Origin of the sequence: Campylobacter sp. FOBRC14, assembly GCF_000287855.1 — a bacterium.
Taxonomy (GTDB): Bacteria; Campylobacterota; Campylobacteria; order Campylobacterales; family Campylobacteraceae; genus Campylobacter_A; species Campylobacter_A curvus.
The window spans coordinates 263,728-278,943 of sequence record NZ_ALJJ01000007.1 but is presented as its reverse complement, the minus strand read 5'-3'; the positions used below and the strand labels follow the sequence as shown (position 1 = coordinate 278,943).

The 15,216-nt window shown below is 41.6% G+C and carries 12 protein-coding genes and 1 tRNA gene; 1 reads left to right on the top strand and 12 read right to left on the bottom strand.

All coding sequences use genetic code 11. The features are described 5' to 3' along the window. Positions 1-220: 220 nt before the first annotated feature. A complete protein-coding gene (locus HMPREF1139_RS02115) occupies positions 221-1,435 on the top strand; it encodes an ATP-binding protein (RefSeq protein WP_009649509.1) in 1,215 nt (404 codons plus the stop codon). Positions 1,436-1,493: 58 nt separating this feature from the next. Here HMPREF1139_RS02115 and HMPREF1139_RS02110 read toward each other — a convergent pair whose 3' ends face one another. The 12 genes from HMPREF1139_RS02110 to dnaG form a co-directional block, all read right to left on the bottom strand. Continuing rightward, positions 1,494-3,947 (bottom strand): aminotransferase, encoded by a 2,454-nt coding sequence (locus tag HMPREF1139_RS02110; protein ID WP_009649835.1) that lies wholly within the window; start codon positions 3,945-3,947, stop codon positions 1,494-1,496. Continuing rightward, on the bottom strand, positions 3,937-4,299 hold the full coding sequence (locus HMPREF1139_RS02105) for a plasmid mobilization relaxosome protein MobC (RefSeq protein ID WP_034965943.1): 363 nt from the start codon (positions 4,297-4,299) through the stop codon (positions 3,937-3,939). Before HMPREF1139_RS02105 ends, HMPREF1139_RS02110 begins: the two co-directional genes overlap by 11 nt. Before the next feature lie 152 nt (positions 4,300-4,451). Then, entirely contained in the window at positions 4,452-4,997 is a 546-nt protein-coding gene (locus tag HMPREF1139_RS02100) for a hypothetical protein (protein ID WP_009649511.1), read from the bottom strand. Beyond that, on the bottom strand, positions 4,975-5,277 hold the full coding sequence (locus tag HMPREF1139_RS02095) for a hypothetical protein (protein ID WP_034965941.1): 303 nt from the start codon (positions 5,275-5,277) through the stop codon (positions 4,975-4,977). The genes HMPREF1139_RS02100 and HMPREF1139_RS02095 overlap by 23 nt, the downstream gene beginning before the upstream one ends. Before the next feature lie 963 nt (positions 5,278-6,240). Further along, positions 6,241-6,317: transfer RNA gene (locus tag HMPREF1139_RS02090), tRNA-Met, on the bottom strand. Positions 6,318-6,493: 176 nt separating this feature from the next. Further along, complete coding sequence (locus tag HMPREF1139_RS02085; protein WP_009649587.1) at positions 6,494-7,483, bottom strand: argininosuccinate synthase domain-containing protein; 990 nt, start codon at positions 7,481-7,483, stop codon at positions 6,494-6,496. 88 nt (positions 7,484-7,571) lie between these two features. After that, entirely contained in the window at positions 7,572-8,801 is a 1,230-nt protein-coding gene (pepT, locus tag HMPREF1139_RS02080) for a peptidase T (RefSeq protein ID WP_009649675.1), read from the bottom strand. 15 nt (positions 8,802-8,816) lie between these two features. Beyond that, the gene (gene dcuC, locus HMPREF1139_RS02075; protein ID WP_009649824.1) at positions 8,817-10,124 is read right to left on the bottom strand and encodes a C4-dicarboxylate transporter DcuC; all 1,308 of its coding nucleotides are present in this window, start codon (positions 10,122-10,124) and stop codon (positions 8,817-8,819) included. An 11-nt stretch (positions 10,125-10,135) separates the two neighbouring features. Next, entirely contained in the window at positions 10,136-10,834 is a 699-nt protein-coding gene (gene pepE, locus HMPREF1139_RS02070; RefSeq protein ID WP_009649823.1) for a dipeptidase PepE, read from the bottom strand. Positions 10,835-10,843: 9 nt separating this feature from the next. Continuing rightward, on the bottom strand, positions 10,844-12,160 hold the full coding sequence (locus HMPREF1139_RS02065) for an amidohydrolase (protein ID WP_009649664.1): 1,317 nt from the start codon (positions 12,158-12,160) through the stop codon (positions 10,844-10,846). A 10-nt stretch (positions 12,161-12,170) separates the two neighbouring features. After that, positions 12,171-13,406 (bottom strand): M20 family metallo-hydrolase, encoded by a 1,236-nt coding sequence (locus tag HMPREF1139_RS02060; protein WP_009649772.1) that lies wholly within the window; start codon positions 13,404-13,406, stop codon positions 12,171-12,173. A 96-nt stretch (positions 13,407-13,502) separates the two neighbouring features. Then, positions 13,503-15,167, bottom strand: coding sequence for a DNA primase (gene dnaG / locus HMPREF1139_RS02055; protein ID WP_009649684.1), 1,665 nt, complete (start codon positions 15,165-15,167; stop codon positions 13,503-13,505). Positions 15,168-15,216: the final 49 nt, after the last annotated feature.

The following is a 15,216-nucleotide window of genomic DNA, read 5'->3' as shown; positions in this document are numbered from 1 at the left end:
AAAATTTGGCCACCATTTGTCAATATGAAAATCTGAGGTGATATTGCTTAAAACTCTACCAATAAAATACTCAGTGTGATGGAAAATCACAGTGACTGACTTAATCTTGCCAGTTTTAGTTCGAATTAAATTTAAATATACAATTATCTTAACCAAACCATCCTTGTAAATTTATATATATTGTAGTATTATACTCCTAAATATTTAAGGATAAAATACTATGTACATCAAACGAGCCGTAGCTGATGAGATAAAAGAGTATATGAAAAGCTTTCCTGTGCTTTTGATAAGCGGAGCTAGGCAAGTTGGCAAATCAACCCTTGCATTAAATTTAGATATACCAAATTACGTAACGCTTGACGATATTAATATATATGAATCCGCAAGAAACGACCCAAAAGGCTTTATAGAACACTGTAGTAAGCCTATCGTGATAGATGAGATACAAAGAGTTCCCATACTGCTTTTAGCTATAAAAGAATTTGTAGATAAAAACAGAACAAACGGTCAGTTCATACTAACCGGCTCTGCAAATTTAAAAGGCTTTAAAGATATATCAGACTCACTTGCTGGTAGGATAGGCATAGTGGAACTCTATCCGCTTTCTCAAAAAGAGTTAGGCCATAGTGATGAAAATTTGATAGATATTTTAAGTAGCGATATAGGCCATCTGGTGCTTAGAAAATATGACAACGACGGCTTATCTGAGAAGATCATAAACGGCGGCTACCCAGAGATCACAAAGATAAGCTCAGAGAAATCAAAATATCTCTGGTTTAGCTCATATATAAGAACATATATAGAATCAGACGCCAAAGAGATAGGCAACATCAGAAATATGGATAAATTTATCACTATGTACCGCCTATGTATGCTAAGAAGCGGCAACATCTTTAACAAAAACGAGCTATGTTTAGAGTCTGGGCTTGATAACAAGACCTTTGATAGCTATTTTAGCGTGCTTGAGCATACCTATCAGATCCAAAAGCTTCAGCCATACTTTAACAACGCTCTAAAAAGGCTCATAAAAACACCTAAAATTTTTGCTACCGACACAGGGGTGCTGGCACACTTACTTCAAATTTCTTCAGCGCAAGAGCTTGCAAATTCTTCATATAAAGGTGCCATATATGAGACGTTTGTATTTGATGAACTACTAAAGGCAAATACAAGTAGCAAAAAAAGAGCAAATATATATTATTATAGAACGAGCGATCAAAAAGAGATAGACTTTATCCTTGAGATATCAGGTAAACTCATAGCCATAGAGGTCAAGTCCTCAAAAACAATCAGCAAAGATGACTTTAAACATATCTACCATCTAAAAGAGAATTTGCAAAGTAAATTTGACAAGGGCATAGTTTTTTATGCTGGAGATACGGCTATGAAGCTAGATGATGATATGTTTGCCTTGCCGTTTGGTTTTATGGGGTGAGAGATGGCCAAGAAGATATAATGCCAATAACTTGACCTCTATAACAGCTTACGATAATCTACCTTCCCAAACTATCATATCCTGACTTCACGTTTTGCTCTATAGCTTTTATCTCACTTGATTGTTGTTTTGATTGCTTTACTCCAAAGTTCTTATCAAGTCCTTGATCGTATAGCTCTTGCTTTGTTATTTTTAGTGAACCAAATAATATATGATCATTTGTTAGATATATCTTATCTGTTTTATAACGCTCCTTTAGCTTATTAAAACCTTGCATATCCTGCCAATTTTTCATATAGGTTTTTATGTTATAAATTAGGCCTTGGTAGTTAATTCGAACTATATCTGATAGATATTTTTTAAAGTTTTCGGTTCTATTTATAAAAGCTAAATAGTATCTATTTATATCTAGATGGTAATCGATGCCTTTTACGAAGCCTTCATATTCATTTTGTGTAATACCTAGCTTTTTAATGAGATCGTCATCATCATAAAATCTAGTTTTTATCTTTCTGGCTGCTTCATAAAATTTATCTCTAATGTAGATATATGGAGTATAGTGTCTATTTTGGTTAAAAGAGTAGGCTGTGTTTTCTTCTGGTAGGTATAGGTATCTGCCGCTCTTACCAGAAAGTATTTGATAATCTTTATATTTTTTAACCATAGTACTCTCGTCAAAGTATTCTATTAACTCTTTTATTGGAATCTTTGATGATATAGCTTGATAGCTTGCTCTTTTAATATGTGAGTTGGTATCTTTTGGTTCACGGCCAAGCTCATATTTTCTTAGATTTTGTAAATCTTCATATATGGCTTTAATATCCATATTATTAATATCTGTTTTTAAGCCCGCATCTTCAATGGCTCTTGTATTATCAAAAGTTTTTCCACTAATGCTTATAACTTCAGATCCTGGCACTGGAGTGTAGTGAAATTTACTAGGATGCAAGCTGGAGTTATTTACTATGTTATATAACCCAAGCTCTCTTGTTATCTCTTTTATGTATTCATCATATTCATTTAAGCTTGGAGCCCTTGTTGTGGGTATGATAAGTTTAAATTTCTCTACTTTTGTATCCGGTACTTGATAGGTAGTTGGGTATATGAAGCCTTTTATTCCTTTGCTTTGTAGTAAATTTTGAGCATCATTTGCACTAAATTTAGAGTTATCTATATCATATATAAGTGTAGGAGTTATGCCATCAATACTACTAGCTTCTTCACTTTTATCTTTAAAACCTGCCACTGATATAGCTGAATAGTTTTTAAGTATTGATTTTAGATTGTATGGCTCTATTAGTATCGTTTCCCAGTTATTTAGCACTTGAGTTTTTGGGTCCTTATTTGGCGCGCCAAAGTCACTGCTCACACTCAATGTTATCTTTGGCTCATTTTTATTGGCTTGAAGCTCTATAAGCATTTGCTCTAGTTCATTAACCACGTGAAATAACGCTCCTTTTCTACCATTATAGACTATCTTACACATTAGATCAGTTAGATTATAAGTTCCCTTAAACCCATCCACTCTTACTTTATATTTATCATTTACCATTTCAGCTTTTGCGGTGATGTTAAATTTTGCATTGATCATAGGCAAAAATTCTCTTATATCCACTGCATTAAGCCTCTTTGCTCTATCATAGTAGTCTTTTTTGAAACTCTCATCTTCTTCTATCATTCTTAATAGATAATCAGCTGTAGAATTTTTAGCGTCAGCTAGCAGCTCTTCAACACTTATATTTTGCTCTTTTGTATTAGCTTTTGGCTCGATCACCACATCTGTTTCTATCTTTATCCGTGTATCTTTTTCTTTGCCTTTCTTAACCTTTTGTGCTGCACTTTTAAAGCTTTCATATTGTTTTTTTAGTTGGTCTTCATCCATACTTAAAGGCTCTATATTATTTAATCCATACTTGTTAGATAAGATGTCATTAACTACTCTTTTAAATTTCTCTGCTGATTTAGCCATAATAGCTTTTACTTGTTGCTTGGCTGCACCTTTTGTATATATAACTCCACCAGTTTTTACACTATGAGTAAATTTCATATTTTCAAAAGAGACTATTAGATGAATATGAGGCTCTCTTTTTAGTGGTTCACCGTTTTTATGTTTCTTGTTTAATGTTCTATTTTCTAGCGCCCCTTCTGGACGAGGAATATATGGTTCTTCTTTGATTATAGGCAAATGAGCTTCAGCATAAAAAAGTAGCTCATCTATGTCGTGATTTGGGAAAGTGAGCCTCAAAAAGTCCATTATAAACTCATCTATATTGCCACTTTCATATAGTTTGTTCCACTCCTCTGAAGTAAATGACAAGGATATATGATAGTAGTTATGTTTCTTACTCTTTTTCTTGCTCTGGTGCTTTTCAGACATCTCAATAAGATCTAAATTTCCAGCCAGTGGCAATCTATCATCTTTTTCATCTCTAGTTAGCTTTGAATCTCTTTTCTTGCCAGTTTTTAGATAATCAGCTATGCCTTTTTCTCCCTTTGAGATCTTAACTATCATATCTACTCCTTATTAGGCTTAAAATTTCAGTTAGCACTGATTGAGTTTTGTACAAATCTTCTTGTGCTCGCAGTATCACTTCTAAATCTATATTACCACTGGTCTTATAAGCTATATTTAGTTTCTTTGCTATTTGATTAATGTTATTAAAAGGTCTAGAAAAATTTGCAAGGATTGCTGGATCTAGCTCCTTCTTTTTTATGGGTTCAGAGTTTGTAATTCCATTATCAATAAGATAGGAAATAATTTCTGATCTTGACATATCTAACTCTAAAGCTATTTTAGATAACTTATCATATTGTTGATAAGTGATCCTTGCGGAGAGCACCTTATCCTTGACATTTTTTGACATATGATATCCTTTCATAAAATGTGTTAGCGAGATGAAGCGTTTTAACGCTTCTTATATCTCGCATTGTAGCCCTCGGCAGAGCAAGATTATACAAGGTATGAAAACGAAGTGTCATACATTGTATGTGTCTTGCTATTAGAAAAATTTGCTTACTACCAAACATTGCTGCCACCATTTGTGTTTAGCCATTTAGTAAAATCTTCGTTAGCTTTTTGGCTATCTTGGTTGTAGATATGAATGATAAAGCCTTTAAGATTAGACACGTTATAAAGTGCTTTATCTAGCCTATTTTGTAGCGCAGCTTTGGTTTCATTTGTCTTATAGCTATCATAAAACAAGTAGCCCAAAAAGAAGGCCACTTCTATAAATAAAAAGGCAATTAATGCATATACTATCTTTTTCATCAAAGAGCTAAAAGATGAGTTAATCTTTGATATAGTTTTATCTGCACTCTTTAGAGTATTTTGAAAGTTGTTTTGAATCTCTTTTGTTGCATTTATAAGTTCAATACCTCCTTGCTCTATAAGTTCTATTTTTTCTTTAAAGCTTTTATCAAAGCTATCTGCGGCTTGATTAAAAAGTTCAATATTATTTCTAATATTTTCACTAGCCTTATTGCTCATTTCGATATGTTCTTGTAGAGCAATTACGGCATTTGCCGCAACTGCTGTATCGCTACTCTTGATTGTTAGTGCCATTGCTTAGTTCCTCATCTTTTTTATTATCTTCTTTAACCTCAGAAATTTGATCTGCATCAGATGATTGATTTGTTATTTGTACTTCATATTCTTTCTTCCATTTGAAAAACTCTTTATTTGATAGCTTTACGCTATAATGACTTTCGATTAGTAACTTGCATTCTTTGAGTGTTGCTTTTTCTGGGAACAAGACTTCAATACATACTTGTTTAATCTCCTCTTTTTTCTTGTTTTTTCTAATGATTTTTAAATCATTTAAAATTGTATTTTTGATTGCCATATTTTTCTCCTATGACTTTTAAAATTTTATAAAGACAGCAATAGCTATCTCACCAAATGGGCATACCTATAGTGTGCCCATTGCTTTAATATAGTAGTTGTTGATAAGGTTTTTATTTAAGTAATTTAAAAGTAGAGAACTATTACAATAGGAGTCCTAACAACCTATCGTAGAGGTTCTCTTTTAACAACTTAAATAGAGCCTCTGCTTTTAATTAGTTTTATTCATGCTGGTTCCTTTTTTAATTAATATATTTTTAAAAATTGTGAGCATTATAATCTTTTTTTATAGTCGAGTCAATGAATTTGATAGTAAGTAGAATAAAAAAATGATTTTATGTTTTAAAAAGCACGATATATCAAGGGGTTTTTGCTTATAATTGATTGTATAGCATAAAAATACTTATGAATTACTTAATGCTAGTATTTATATGAGGAATCGAAACAAATATCTTAAAATTACCAAATAAAAATTATTGCATCATCATCAATTGCGCACCAAATACTCTCCAAGCAAATTCTCAAATTTTGCCTTTAAATACTCTGGCTCTTTTATCTTTATAAATGGGAGCCGGTATTTGACACACGCAGGATCTCGTGATGCTTATGCAGCCTATCTCTATTTTGTGTTTTATTGCTAGGAAATATGAATAAATCATAATCATCAAAAATATTTTTTAGCCCATATTCAATAGCTATAAACGCCATTTTTACTACACATCTATACTCATTTTATTTAAGTTATGGTAAAAATTTAACCCAGTAGAGTGACAGATTATATCATAGTAGATGATTCGTTAAAAAATTTTACTTGTTTTTTAAAATTTTACAAAAAACGTGTTAAAATTACTGCAAGCTTAAAAATTTGCTACATAAAATTTTGTTTTGCTACAAACATTAAGCTATATTTAATGAAAGGTAACTGCAATATAATATTGTAGAAACATCGTAGTTTAGGTATTTATGGTGTCACGGGGGAGACTTGAACTCCCGACCTCCGGCTTATGAGACCAGCGCTCTAACCAGCTGAGCTACCGTGACTACAAAATAATGAGTGCGTGGATTATACAATCTGCGAACTTATTTTTAGCTAAAATTTAGCAAATTTTAAATTTCAGCAAATCTAGCCGAAATTTAGAGCTTCAAGCGCCTTTAAATCGCTCTACTCACATCTCAAAAAGCAAGCTCTCGTCAAACGCGCACGATCTCATCTCAAGCTACTTGACGAAAAATTCCTGCGCCGCGCTTTTATCGATAGGCTCTACTTCTAAAATTTTATCTGCGATCGTTACTTTGTAAGTCCTATCCTTGGCGGCCTTTGTATAAGCGAGCGCGAGACGAGCGGCAAAGCGCGCATCCTCATCATCAGCCCCTACGCTTAAAAAGCTTCTAGCCCCCACGATATCGTCATTTTCGTCAAATTTTACGGCTTTAAATTTATCGTTCGGGCTGGCTTCAAGCGCGTTATTGTCCGCTTCGTCGCGCCCTATGACTAGCTTCGCGCCGTTTTTTAGGCGCAAATGACGCCCCAGCTTTAGCCATGTAACGTCGATATCGCGCATCTGCGCGTCAAATTTCAGATAGTCTTTTATCTTTACGGCGAAGCTATCGATAGTGAGCAAACACCCACCGCCCGGCGTCGCATAGTCCTCAAAGCCAAATTCCGCCGCCATTTTTAGTTGCGGTTTTCTGTCGCGCCCGCTTATGGCCATGAGCTTTTCGCGATCGACCCAGCCCTCGCGCTCGGGTTTTGTAGGGGCTAAGAGCTTCGCACACATCGGACGAAGCACGAGGTCGTTTTCATCGTCTGCTAGGCGCTTGACCTGAAATAGCGCCTCCCTGCGCTGACTCATCGGTCGCTGCCCCAAGACCTCGCCCGTGATGATAAAGTCCGCCCCCTCGCTTTTTAGCATATTTAAGGCGGTCTTAAACATATAACCGTGACAGTCGATGCAGGGGTTAAACTGCTTGCCGTAGCCGTATTTCGGGCTAAAAAGCACATCGCGTAGATACTCGTTTCGCATATCTACGACCTTAAATTTCGCCCCGGCTAAATTCGCCCGGCGCTCTAAAACGGCGTGCTTGTCCTCGTCCACGCCAAAGCCGGTATCCATATAAAGCGCCACGACCTCGATGCCTTGATCGCTGATGATTTTCATCGCGAGCATACTGTCAAGTCCGCCGCTAAATAACGCTAATGCCTTCATCCTAACTCCATTTTAAAGCCAAAATACTACTTAAAATTTGAAATTTTGTAAAGATGGCGCGGTAAGTGGCGGGGGTGAAATTTTAATCTCACCCCTTTGCGGCTAGTTTTACTATCTCTTTTATCACCTCACTCGCGGCTCTTAGCGATCTGACCGGCAAGTATTCGTAAATGGAGTGAAAGTTATGCCCGCCGGTAAAGATATTTGGTGTAGGCACGCCCTTGCTAGAGATCACCGCTCCGTCGTATCCGCCGCGCATAGGCTTGATCTTTGGCACGATATCGAGGTTTTTAAAGGCTTGCTTGGCCAGCACTATCGCCGGCGCACTCTCGTCTTTTAAAAAGCTATAAACGTTTTTATATCTGTCATTTAGCGTGATCTCGATGCGGCCGTCCCAAACGACGTTCAGGCCATCGGCTAAATTTTGCAAAAACTGCATCCGCTCTTTGTATTTTTGCTCGTCAAATTCTCTTATATCAAGCTTTAGGATCGTTTTCGCGCTGTTTCCACTAAGCTCCTTGACCCAAAAATATCCTTCCTTGCCCTCGGTGTATTCGGGTGCTTCGCCACCCGGTAGGAGCGAGATAAATTTATGCGCCATCAAAAGCGAATTTACGAGCTTTCCTTTGGCGTTCATAGGATGAGCCGAGACGCCTTTAAAAGTAAGCACGCAGTCTCCGGCATTCCAGTTTTCATAGATGAACTCGCCTATTTCGCAGCAGTCCAGACAGTATCCAAAATCAGCCCCCAGCTTACTCGCATCAAGCGCCTTTGCACCACGCAAACCCTGCTCCTCGTCAGGCACGAAGCAAGCGATCACTTCGCCGTGCTTGACGTCCGGGTTTTTCACGAAATATTCAAGCGCATTTACGATGCTGGCGATCGCGGCTTTATCGTCCGCTCCTAAAAGGCTGGTGCCGTCAGTCACGACGATATCGTCTCCTACGTAGTTTTCAAGCTCTGGGTTGTCGCTAAATTTTAGAAAAATTCCAAGCTCGTCGTTTAAGCAGATGTCGCCGCCCTCGTATTTTACGATCTTGGCTTTCGTGTCGGCTGTTTGCTCTGCGCTCGTGTCAAGATGTGCGAAAAAGGCGATCTTGGGCGAAATTTTATCGTGATTTGCCGGGATTTTGGCGATCAATATCGCTCTTTCATCGAGGCTGATATCTTTTATGCCAAGCGCTTCCAGCTCGCTTTTTATGAGTTTGGCCAGCTCGAGCTCGGTAGGATTTGACGGCATGATGCCTGCTGCGCCGTTAGCTCTGTTTGTGGTCGTGTTTATCTTGGTGTAGTTTAAAAACCTCTGCACTATATCCATGTCCGCCTCCTAAATTTAGATAACGAAAAATGCGATCGCTACGACTGAAAGCAGCATACCTAAAAACGTTCGCTTCGCAAGTTGGATAGGATTTACCATGGCAAGTCCGGCGCACACGATAGCAGCTCCAGCGATAGGCGATGCGCTCCTGCCAAGCGCTCCTGAAATAGCAGCCGCCATACCAAGCTTATCTTGCGCAAAGCCAAGATCGGCTGCGTGGATAGTGACGGCTTGGTTGAACGCAAATGTAGCCGCATCGCCAGAGCCCGTGACTACGCCCATGATGAAAGGCACGAAAGTCCCGCCGAATTTCACATAGCTTTGATCGACTTTTAGCCACTCGATGACCACATCTATCGCTCCGCAAGCCTTTAGTCCCGCGACAAATACCCCGGCTGCGATGATGATACCCATGATATCGGCGTAGGCTTTTCCCATGCCACTGAAAAATTCCTTCGTTATCTTCTCTGGATTTGTAAGAGTCGCTATGATAGTGACGATAGCTCCTAGTATCATCGCCTCAGCCACGCCCATTTTGGTCCATTTGAGCAGCTCTATCTTACTTAGCTCCGTTCCGCCCACGACTAATATCGCCAAAGGAACGAGCGGCATGAGCGCATATATCAAATTTACCTTAAATTCGCTGGCTTCAGGCTGGACAGCATCGCTCTCATTCATATAGTTTTTGCCTTTGGTATAGTCTTTAAAAACGACCGCCATCACCATCATAACGACCAAAACTATCGCAAGAGCGATAAACGCACTTGGAATTTGCACTTTGATGACGTCTTGGACGGTGTAAGTCTCGACGCTTTTCTTTACTAGATCGGTCACATAGATGTTGTGAGCCGAGCCCGGGCTCAAAACGCCGCCGAATGTGCCGGCAAGCACGGCTGCACCAGCCATCGCAGGATGAACGCCGCTAGCCATGAGTAAAGGTATGAGAGTAGCTCCGACGACAGCCGAGCAGCCGGCGGCCGAAGGTATCGCGATATTGATGAAATACGTCAGTATCGTAGTCATCGGTATCAAAACAAAGCCGATGTTCCTAAGCGGTCTTGTTAGTAGCGTGACAAGGTGCTGGTCGCATTTGGTGTATTTCATAACAAAGGCAAAGCCCATACTAGCACAAATAGCCTTTATGAGCCCAGCTTTTGTCATATACTCGGTAAATGCGCTCAGAGCACCCATCGGCTTTAACGCCACTACGCAAAGTATCAGACCCACGGCTATGAGCACGGTTTTGGTCTCTCTTTTCTTGATCAAAAGATAGATGACGGCGATGACGCCTAAGACCGATAAGATCAACTTTAAAGTCTGCATTCTCTCCCCCTTTAAATTTTAAATTTGCTTCCTGATTTGATGTATGAGATCTCTTTGCCGTAAGCGAATTTCAAAATATCGCTATATCCGATCACCTCTGCTTGGTCGCCCTTTATGACAAGTGCCGTACCTTCTGGTAGCGCATAGACGATGTCTTTTTTGTTCGCTATCAAAAACTCCTCCAGCCTCTCCTCTCTGCTCTCGCCGTTATGACCTGAAATTTTACCGCTGATAAAGTGAGGGTTAATCTGATAGGGAAATAAATTCAGCGATTTAAAAGAGCGAGGCCTGATGATAGGCATATCGTTTGTGGTCATCATCGTCTTGCCCGCGATATTCGCTCCTGCGGACCAGCCGAAGTATTTCGCGCCCTTTTCTACGGCCTCTTTTATAGGCTCGATTAGGCCGAATTTATAAAGATCGTGCAGCAGCATGAAGGTGTTGCCGCCACCCACGCAGATACTTCTTGCGCCCTTTATCGCCGCCTTTTTATCCTCGTAGTGATGTATGGATTTGATATTTTTGTTTTTTAGACGGTCGATGACCTTTTGTTCGTATTCGTCGTTCGTTCGCCTGACCCCGGCGTATGGGATAAATAAAATTTCATCCTTGCCCGCGTCGCCTAAAAAGTCCTTGACCCAGTTTTTGCAGTGACGCAGATAGCCCGTGTCTTGGTAGCTTGAAGCGCTGATCAATAAAGCATTTTTCATCTCTCCTCCTTAGATGTTTGAATTTAGCGCATAAGCGCATCGTAAAAATACATCGACCCCTGCCATCAGCGAGTCCTCGTCAAAGTCGAATTTCGCATTATGATGGCCTGCTTTTAGGCTCGTGCCTATCATCAGATAGCCGCTTTTGCCACCGCTGTTTTGCACGGCGTGCATAAAGTGAGCGAAGTCCTCGCACGCGCTGAAATCAGACTCGCGTTTGATTTTATCATCATCTATAAATGGCGATGCCAAAGCCGCGTCGTAATAAATTTGCGTCACCTCTTCGCTGCTATCGCCGCCTGCCGTGCCTCCGGTTATAGTTATCTCGCTGCTGACGCCGTAAATTTTACAAACGCCATCGACTATGTCTTTACAAGCGTTGAACATAAACTCATTAAGCTCGGTCGTCTCGCCTCTAGTCTCGCACGCTAGATAGCCGTTTGGAGCGATGACGTTGCGCCCTTCGCCTGCTCGCAATACACCCACGTTTATACGCGTCACGCCCTTTGAATTTCTAGTGATGCCGTGCATGTTTAGAGCCATTTGAGCGGCGGCTAGCAAGGCGTTTGCACCCTCCTGCGGAGCGCCCGCCGCGTGAGCCGAACGACCCGTGAGCTTCACGTCAAATTTCGTCGTAGCCAGCAGCTTTTTAGTGCCGCATATCAAAGCCCTCGGCTCGGTCGATTGAAAGCCGATGTGTCCGCCAAAAAGATAATCCACCCCCTTCAGCACTCCGGCCTTTTCCATCGCCACGGCGCCCCTAGTGCCCTCCTCTGCGGTCTGAAAGATAAATTTAAATTTGCCGTTTAGATCGTTTAAATTTTCCTTTATGAGCTTAGCTAGCGCTAGCCCCATCGTGATATGCCCGTCATGTCCGCAAGCGTGCATACATCCTGGCTTATCGGAGCTAAAGCCCTCTTTCGTCGGTCTATGGCTATCCTCGCCGCACTCGGTCACATCGACGCAGTCAATGTCGAACCTATAAGCGATACATTTCCCCTTCCTGCCCGTATCGATAGTAGCTACAAGCCCGGTCAGTCCGTCCTCCATAGCATCTAAAAATTTAGCCTCATCGGCGTTTAAAAGCGTTCGCGCGCGCTTTATCGCCTCCTCACACTGTTGCTTACTGCCAAGGCCAAGTCTGGCCTCCGGTACGACGACCTCGCGCCCCAGCTTGACCTCGTAGCCTAAATTTCGCATCCTTTTTGCGATGACGGCGGTCGTGAAAAACGTGAACCAGCCGGTCTCCGGGTGCGAGTGGAAAAAGCGACGATCGGCTACCAACTCGTCCTTTAGGGCCAAGACCCTATTTGCGATCTCATCCATATCCTGCTCCTTAGTTTTGTGATAGTTTTATCATTGCAGCGGCTAAAATTTCAGTCGCTTTGAACGCATCATCGAAATTTATGCTCTCATTTATGTTGTGGCTGATGCCGTCCTTGCACGGGATGAAGAGCATGCCCACAAGCTTTGCGATACCCGGTATATTCATCGCATCATGCCCAGCTCCGCTTGGAAGCCTCAGCGTCTTTATACCTAGTCCTTTCGCCTCGTTTTCGAGTAAATTTATGACCTCATCGCTAAGTCTGACCGGCGTATCTTTGATGAGCTCTTTTATCTCGTAGCTAAAATTCAGCTCTTGCGAAAGATCTTGTACGAAAGCTCTAAGCTCTCTATCAAGCGCCTCAAGATCGCTCTTGTCGATATCTCTTATATCTACGCCAAGCCTCACTTCGCCCGGCACGACGTTTAAAACACCAGGCTTTGTCTGAGCGTAGCCGATCGTCGCTACGGCGGTCTTTTTAGCTCGGGCGAAATTTTGCGCGGCGATGATGATGTGACTGGCCGCCACGAGCGCATCGTTTCGCATATTCATAGGTGTAGCGCCGCTGTGATCGGCTCTGCCTCGCACTAAAATCTCATAACGTATAGGCGCTGCGATGCCAGTGACTATGCCTATGGGGATGTTTTGCCTCTCTAGCACTGGGCCTTGCTCGATGTGAAGCTCGAGATAGCTGTGAAAAGCGCCCTTTGGCAGCAAGGCATCGGCTAAATTTTGCGGCTTTAGGCCAAAATCCCTCATCGCATCGTAAAGCGAGACGCCGCTCTCGTCCTTTAGCTCGTGCAGCCTTGAAAGAGGCAGTTTGCCGCTTACTATCTTACTGCCTATGGTCGCCATCTTAAAGCGACTGGACTCCTCGCAGCAAAACACGATGAGCTCAATAGGGCGCTTTAGCTTCACGCCGCTTTCTTTGATCGCTCGCATGGCCTCAAGCCCGGTCATGACGCCTAGCGTGCCGTCATAAAAGCCGCCAAACGGCACGCTATCTACGTGCGAGCCCACGCTAACGGCTGGTAAATTCGGCTCGCTCACGTCGTCAAATTTAGCGTAAATGTTGCCCACCGCGTCCTCTTTTAAACTAAAGCCGGCCTCTTTCACGAGGGATATCAGATACTCTCTTGCCTGCTTGTCCTCCTTTGTGAAGGCAAGCCTAGTCAGTCCTCCACTCTCTAGGGCGCCAAATTTAGAAATGGCTTCAAATTCGCCTTGAAGCCTCTTGCGATTTATCATGCGCACTCCTAAAATAAAAATAAATTTAAATTATTTTATTACTTTTGTAATTTTAGCACTATTTGGTAATTTTGTAGTAAAAAGCCCGGAATTTATCTATGAGTTGCGGATCTGAAATTTTAGATTATTGATTATGGCGGCTATCTTTTGTAGCTTTTCTATCTTGTCGGAGTCGCTACTAGAGCGGATATGAAGCTGTAAATTTTCATAAAATTTTATCTTTAAATTTGCTATGGCCGACAGCAGCTTTTTCTCATCGCCAATCACCATCGCACTCTCGTCAAGCTCGATCTCGCGCAGTAAAATTTCATCGCTCTCGCTGCTGTTAGACAAGATCGCTCTAAAGCCCTCTTTATGATGTAAAAAATACTTCTCATCTATCGTGTCTAGCACGATCGCAGCGAAATTTTCGTTAAAAAGCATGCTTTTTAGGATCGAAATTTCAAGGATATCTTTTTGGGTGCGAGCGATAGGCCGATTTATGAAATTTTGGCTATTTGGCTGTGGATTTTGCGCTCTTGCACCGCCTAAAGAGAACGAATTCATATCGATACCAAGCAAGCTGGCGACTAACGGAGCGTAGCTGGAAGCGACGATATTTTTTAGATTTTTCGTGTAGGTCTCGATCTCTTCAAGGCACTTTTGCTTTTGCACGGGGCGCGTTAGATCGTAGTTTTTGGCTATTTGACGGATATAAAATTCTCCAAGCTCCACACCTGAAGCAAAAAGCTCCTCAAGCTCCTTTATCCGCCCTGCAAAGACCATGTCGGCAGGATCGGCTCCGCCAGCGATGATGACGACGCTGCCGTCTATTTCGTTCAGGCTTAAAAGATGAGAGGACTTTATCGCCGCATTTATGCCCGCTACGTCGCCGTCAAAGCAAAGTACGACGCTTATGTCGTCTCTTTTTAAAAGCGGCAGATGCTTCTCGGTTAGAGCCGTGCCAAGCACCGCTACGGCATTAGTAAAGCCCGCAAAATGCAGCATTATGACATCAAGATAGCCCTCGGTGATGATGATCTGCTTTTTCTCGAAAATTTTTTGTTTTGCCAAATGATAGCCGTAAAGCAGCTTTGACTTGTCAAATACCGCACTTTGGGGAGAATTTACATATTTTGCGGGATTGTTCGAGATCGTGCGCCCGCCAAATCCCACGAGCCTTCCCGTGTGATTATAGATAGGAAAGGTTATGCGACTGATGAAGCTTGCATAAATTCCGCGCTCGTTTTGCTTTACGATGCCGACCTCCAGCGCCTCGGACGGCTCGATCTTTTCGTTTTCCAGTAGCCTTATAGTCTGCGCACTATCGCCCGCCCAGCCAAGCTCGAAGCGCTCTATCATCGCGTCGTTTATGCCCCGCGAGTAGATGTAGCGCACCGCCTCGTCGTTTTTGTAAAAGGCGCTTCTATAAAATGCATTCACGTTTTCAAGGATATGTTTGTTCTCTTTTGGGGCGAAATTTCGCTCGCTGGTGTATTCGAGGCTGAAATTTGAAATTTGAGCGATCTTTTCTATGGCTTCTACGTAGTTTAGCTTCTCATAATCCATCACGAATTTTATCGCGTCGCCTCCGGCCTTGCACGCGAAGCAGTGGAATATCTGCTTGCTTTGGCTGATGCTCATACTAGGGTTCCTGTCGTCGTGAAACGGGCAGACGCATTTGAAATTCGCACCCATTTTACGCACCGGGATGTAGTGTGAGATGATGTCTACGATGTCGATTTGATCTTTAAGCTTTTGTATGGATTTTGGCTCTATCATAAGCGAAATTATACTATGGCTTTGCTATAATGCAAGTAAATTTTAAACT

Bases quoted from the DNA above. Each gene is read 5' to 3' on its own strand.
- dnaG (WP_009649684.1), bottom strand. From the start codon at position 15,167: ATGATAGAGCCAAAATCCATACAAAAGCTTAAAGATCAAATCGACATC.
- pepT (WP_009649675.1), bottom strand. From the start codon at position 8,801: ATGGATATAGTGCAGAGGTTTTTAAACTACACCAAGATAAACACGACC.
- HMPREF1139_RS02060 (WP_009649772.1), bottom strand. From the start codon at position 13,406: ATGATAAATCGCAAGAGGCTTCAAGGCGAATTTGAAGCCATTTCTAAA.
- HMPREF1139_RS02110 (WP_009649835.1), bottom strand. From the start codon at position 3,947: ATGATAGTTAAGATCTCAAAGGGAGAAAAAGGCATAGCTGATTATCTA.
- HMPREF1139_RS02095 (WP_034965941.1), bottom strand. From the start codon at position 5,277: ATGGCAATCAAAAATACAATTTTAAATGATTTAAAAATCATTAGAAAA.
- dcuC (WP_009649824.1), bottom strand. From the start codon at position 10,124: ATGCAGACTTTAAAGTTGATCTTATCGGTCTTAGGCGTCATCGCCGTC.
- HMPREF1139_RS02100 (WP_009649511.1), bottom strand. From the start codon at position 4,997: ATGGCACTAACAATCAAGAGTAGCGATACAGCAGTTGCGGCAAATGCC.
- HMPREF1139_RS02085 (WP_009649587.1), bottom strand. From the start codon at position 7,483: ATGAAGGCATTAGCGTTATTTAGCGGCGGACTTGACAGTATGCTCGCG.
- HMPREF1139_RS02105 (WP_034965943.1), bottom strand. From the start codon at position 4,299: ATGTCAAAAAATGTCAAGGATAAGGTGCTCTCCGCAAGGATCACTTAT.
- HMPREF1139_RS02115 (WP_009649509.1), top strand. From the start codon at position 221: ATGTACATCAAACGAGCCGTAGCTGATGAGATAAAAGAGTATATGAAA.
- pepE (WP_009649823.1), bottom strand. From the start codon at position 10,834: ATGAAAAATGCTTTATTGATCAGCGCTTCAAGCTACCAAGACACGGGC.
- HMPREF1139_RS02065 (WP_009649664.1), bottom strand. From the start codon at position 12,160: ATGGATGAGATCGCAAATAGGGTCTTGGCCCTAAAGGACGAGTTGGTA.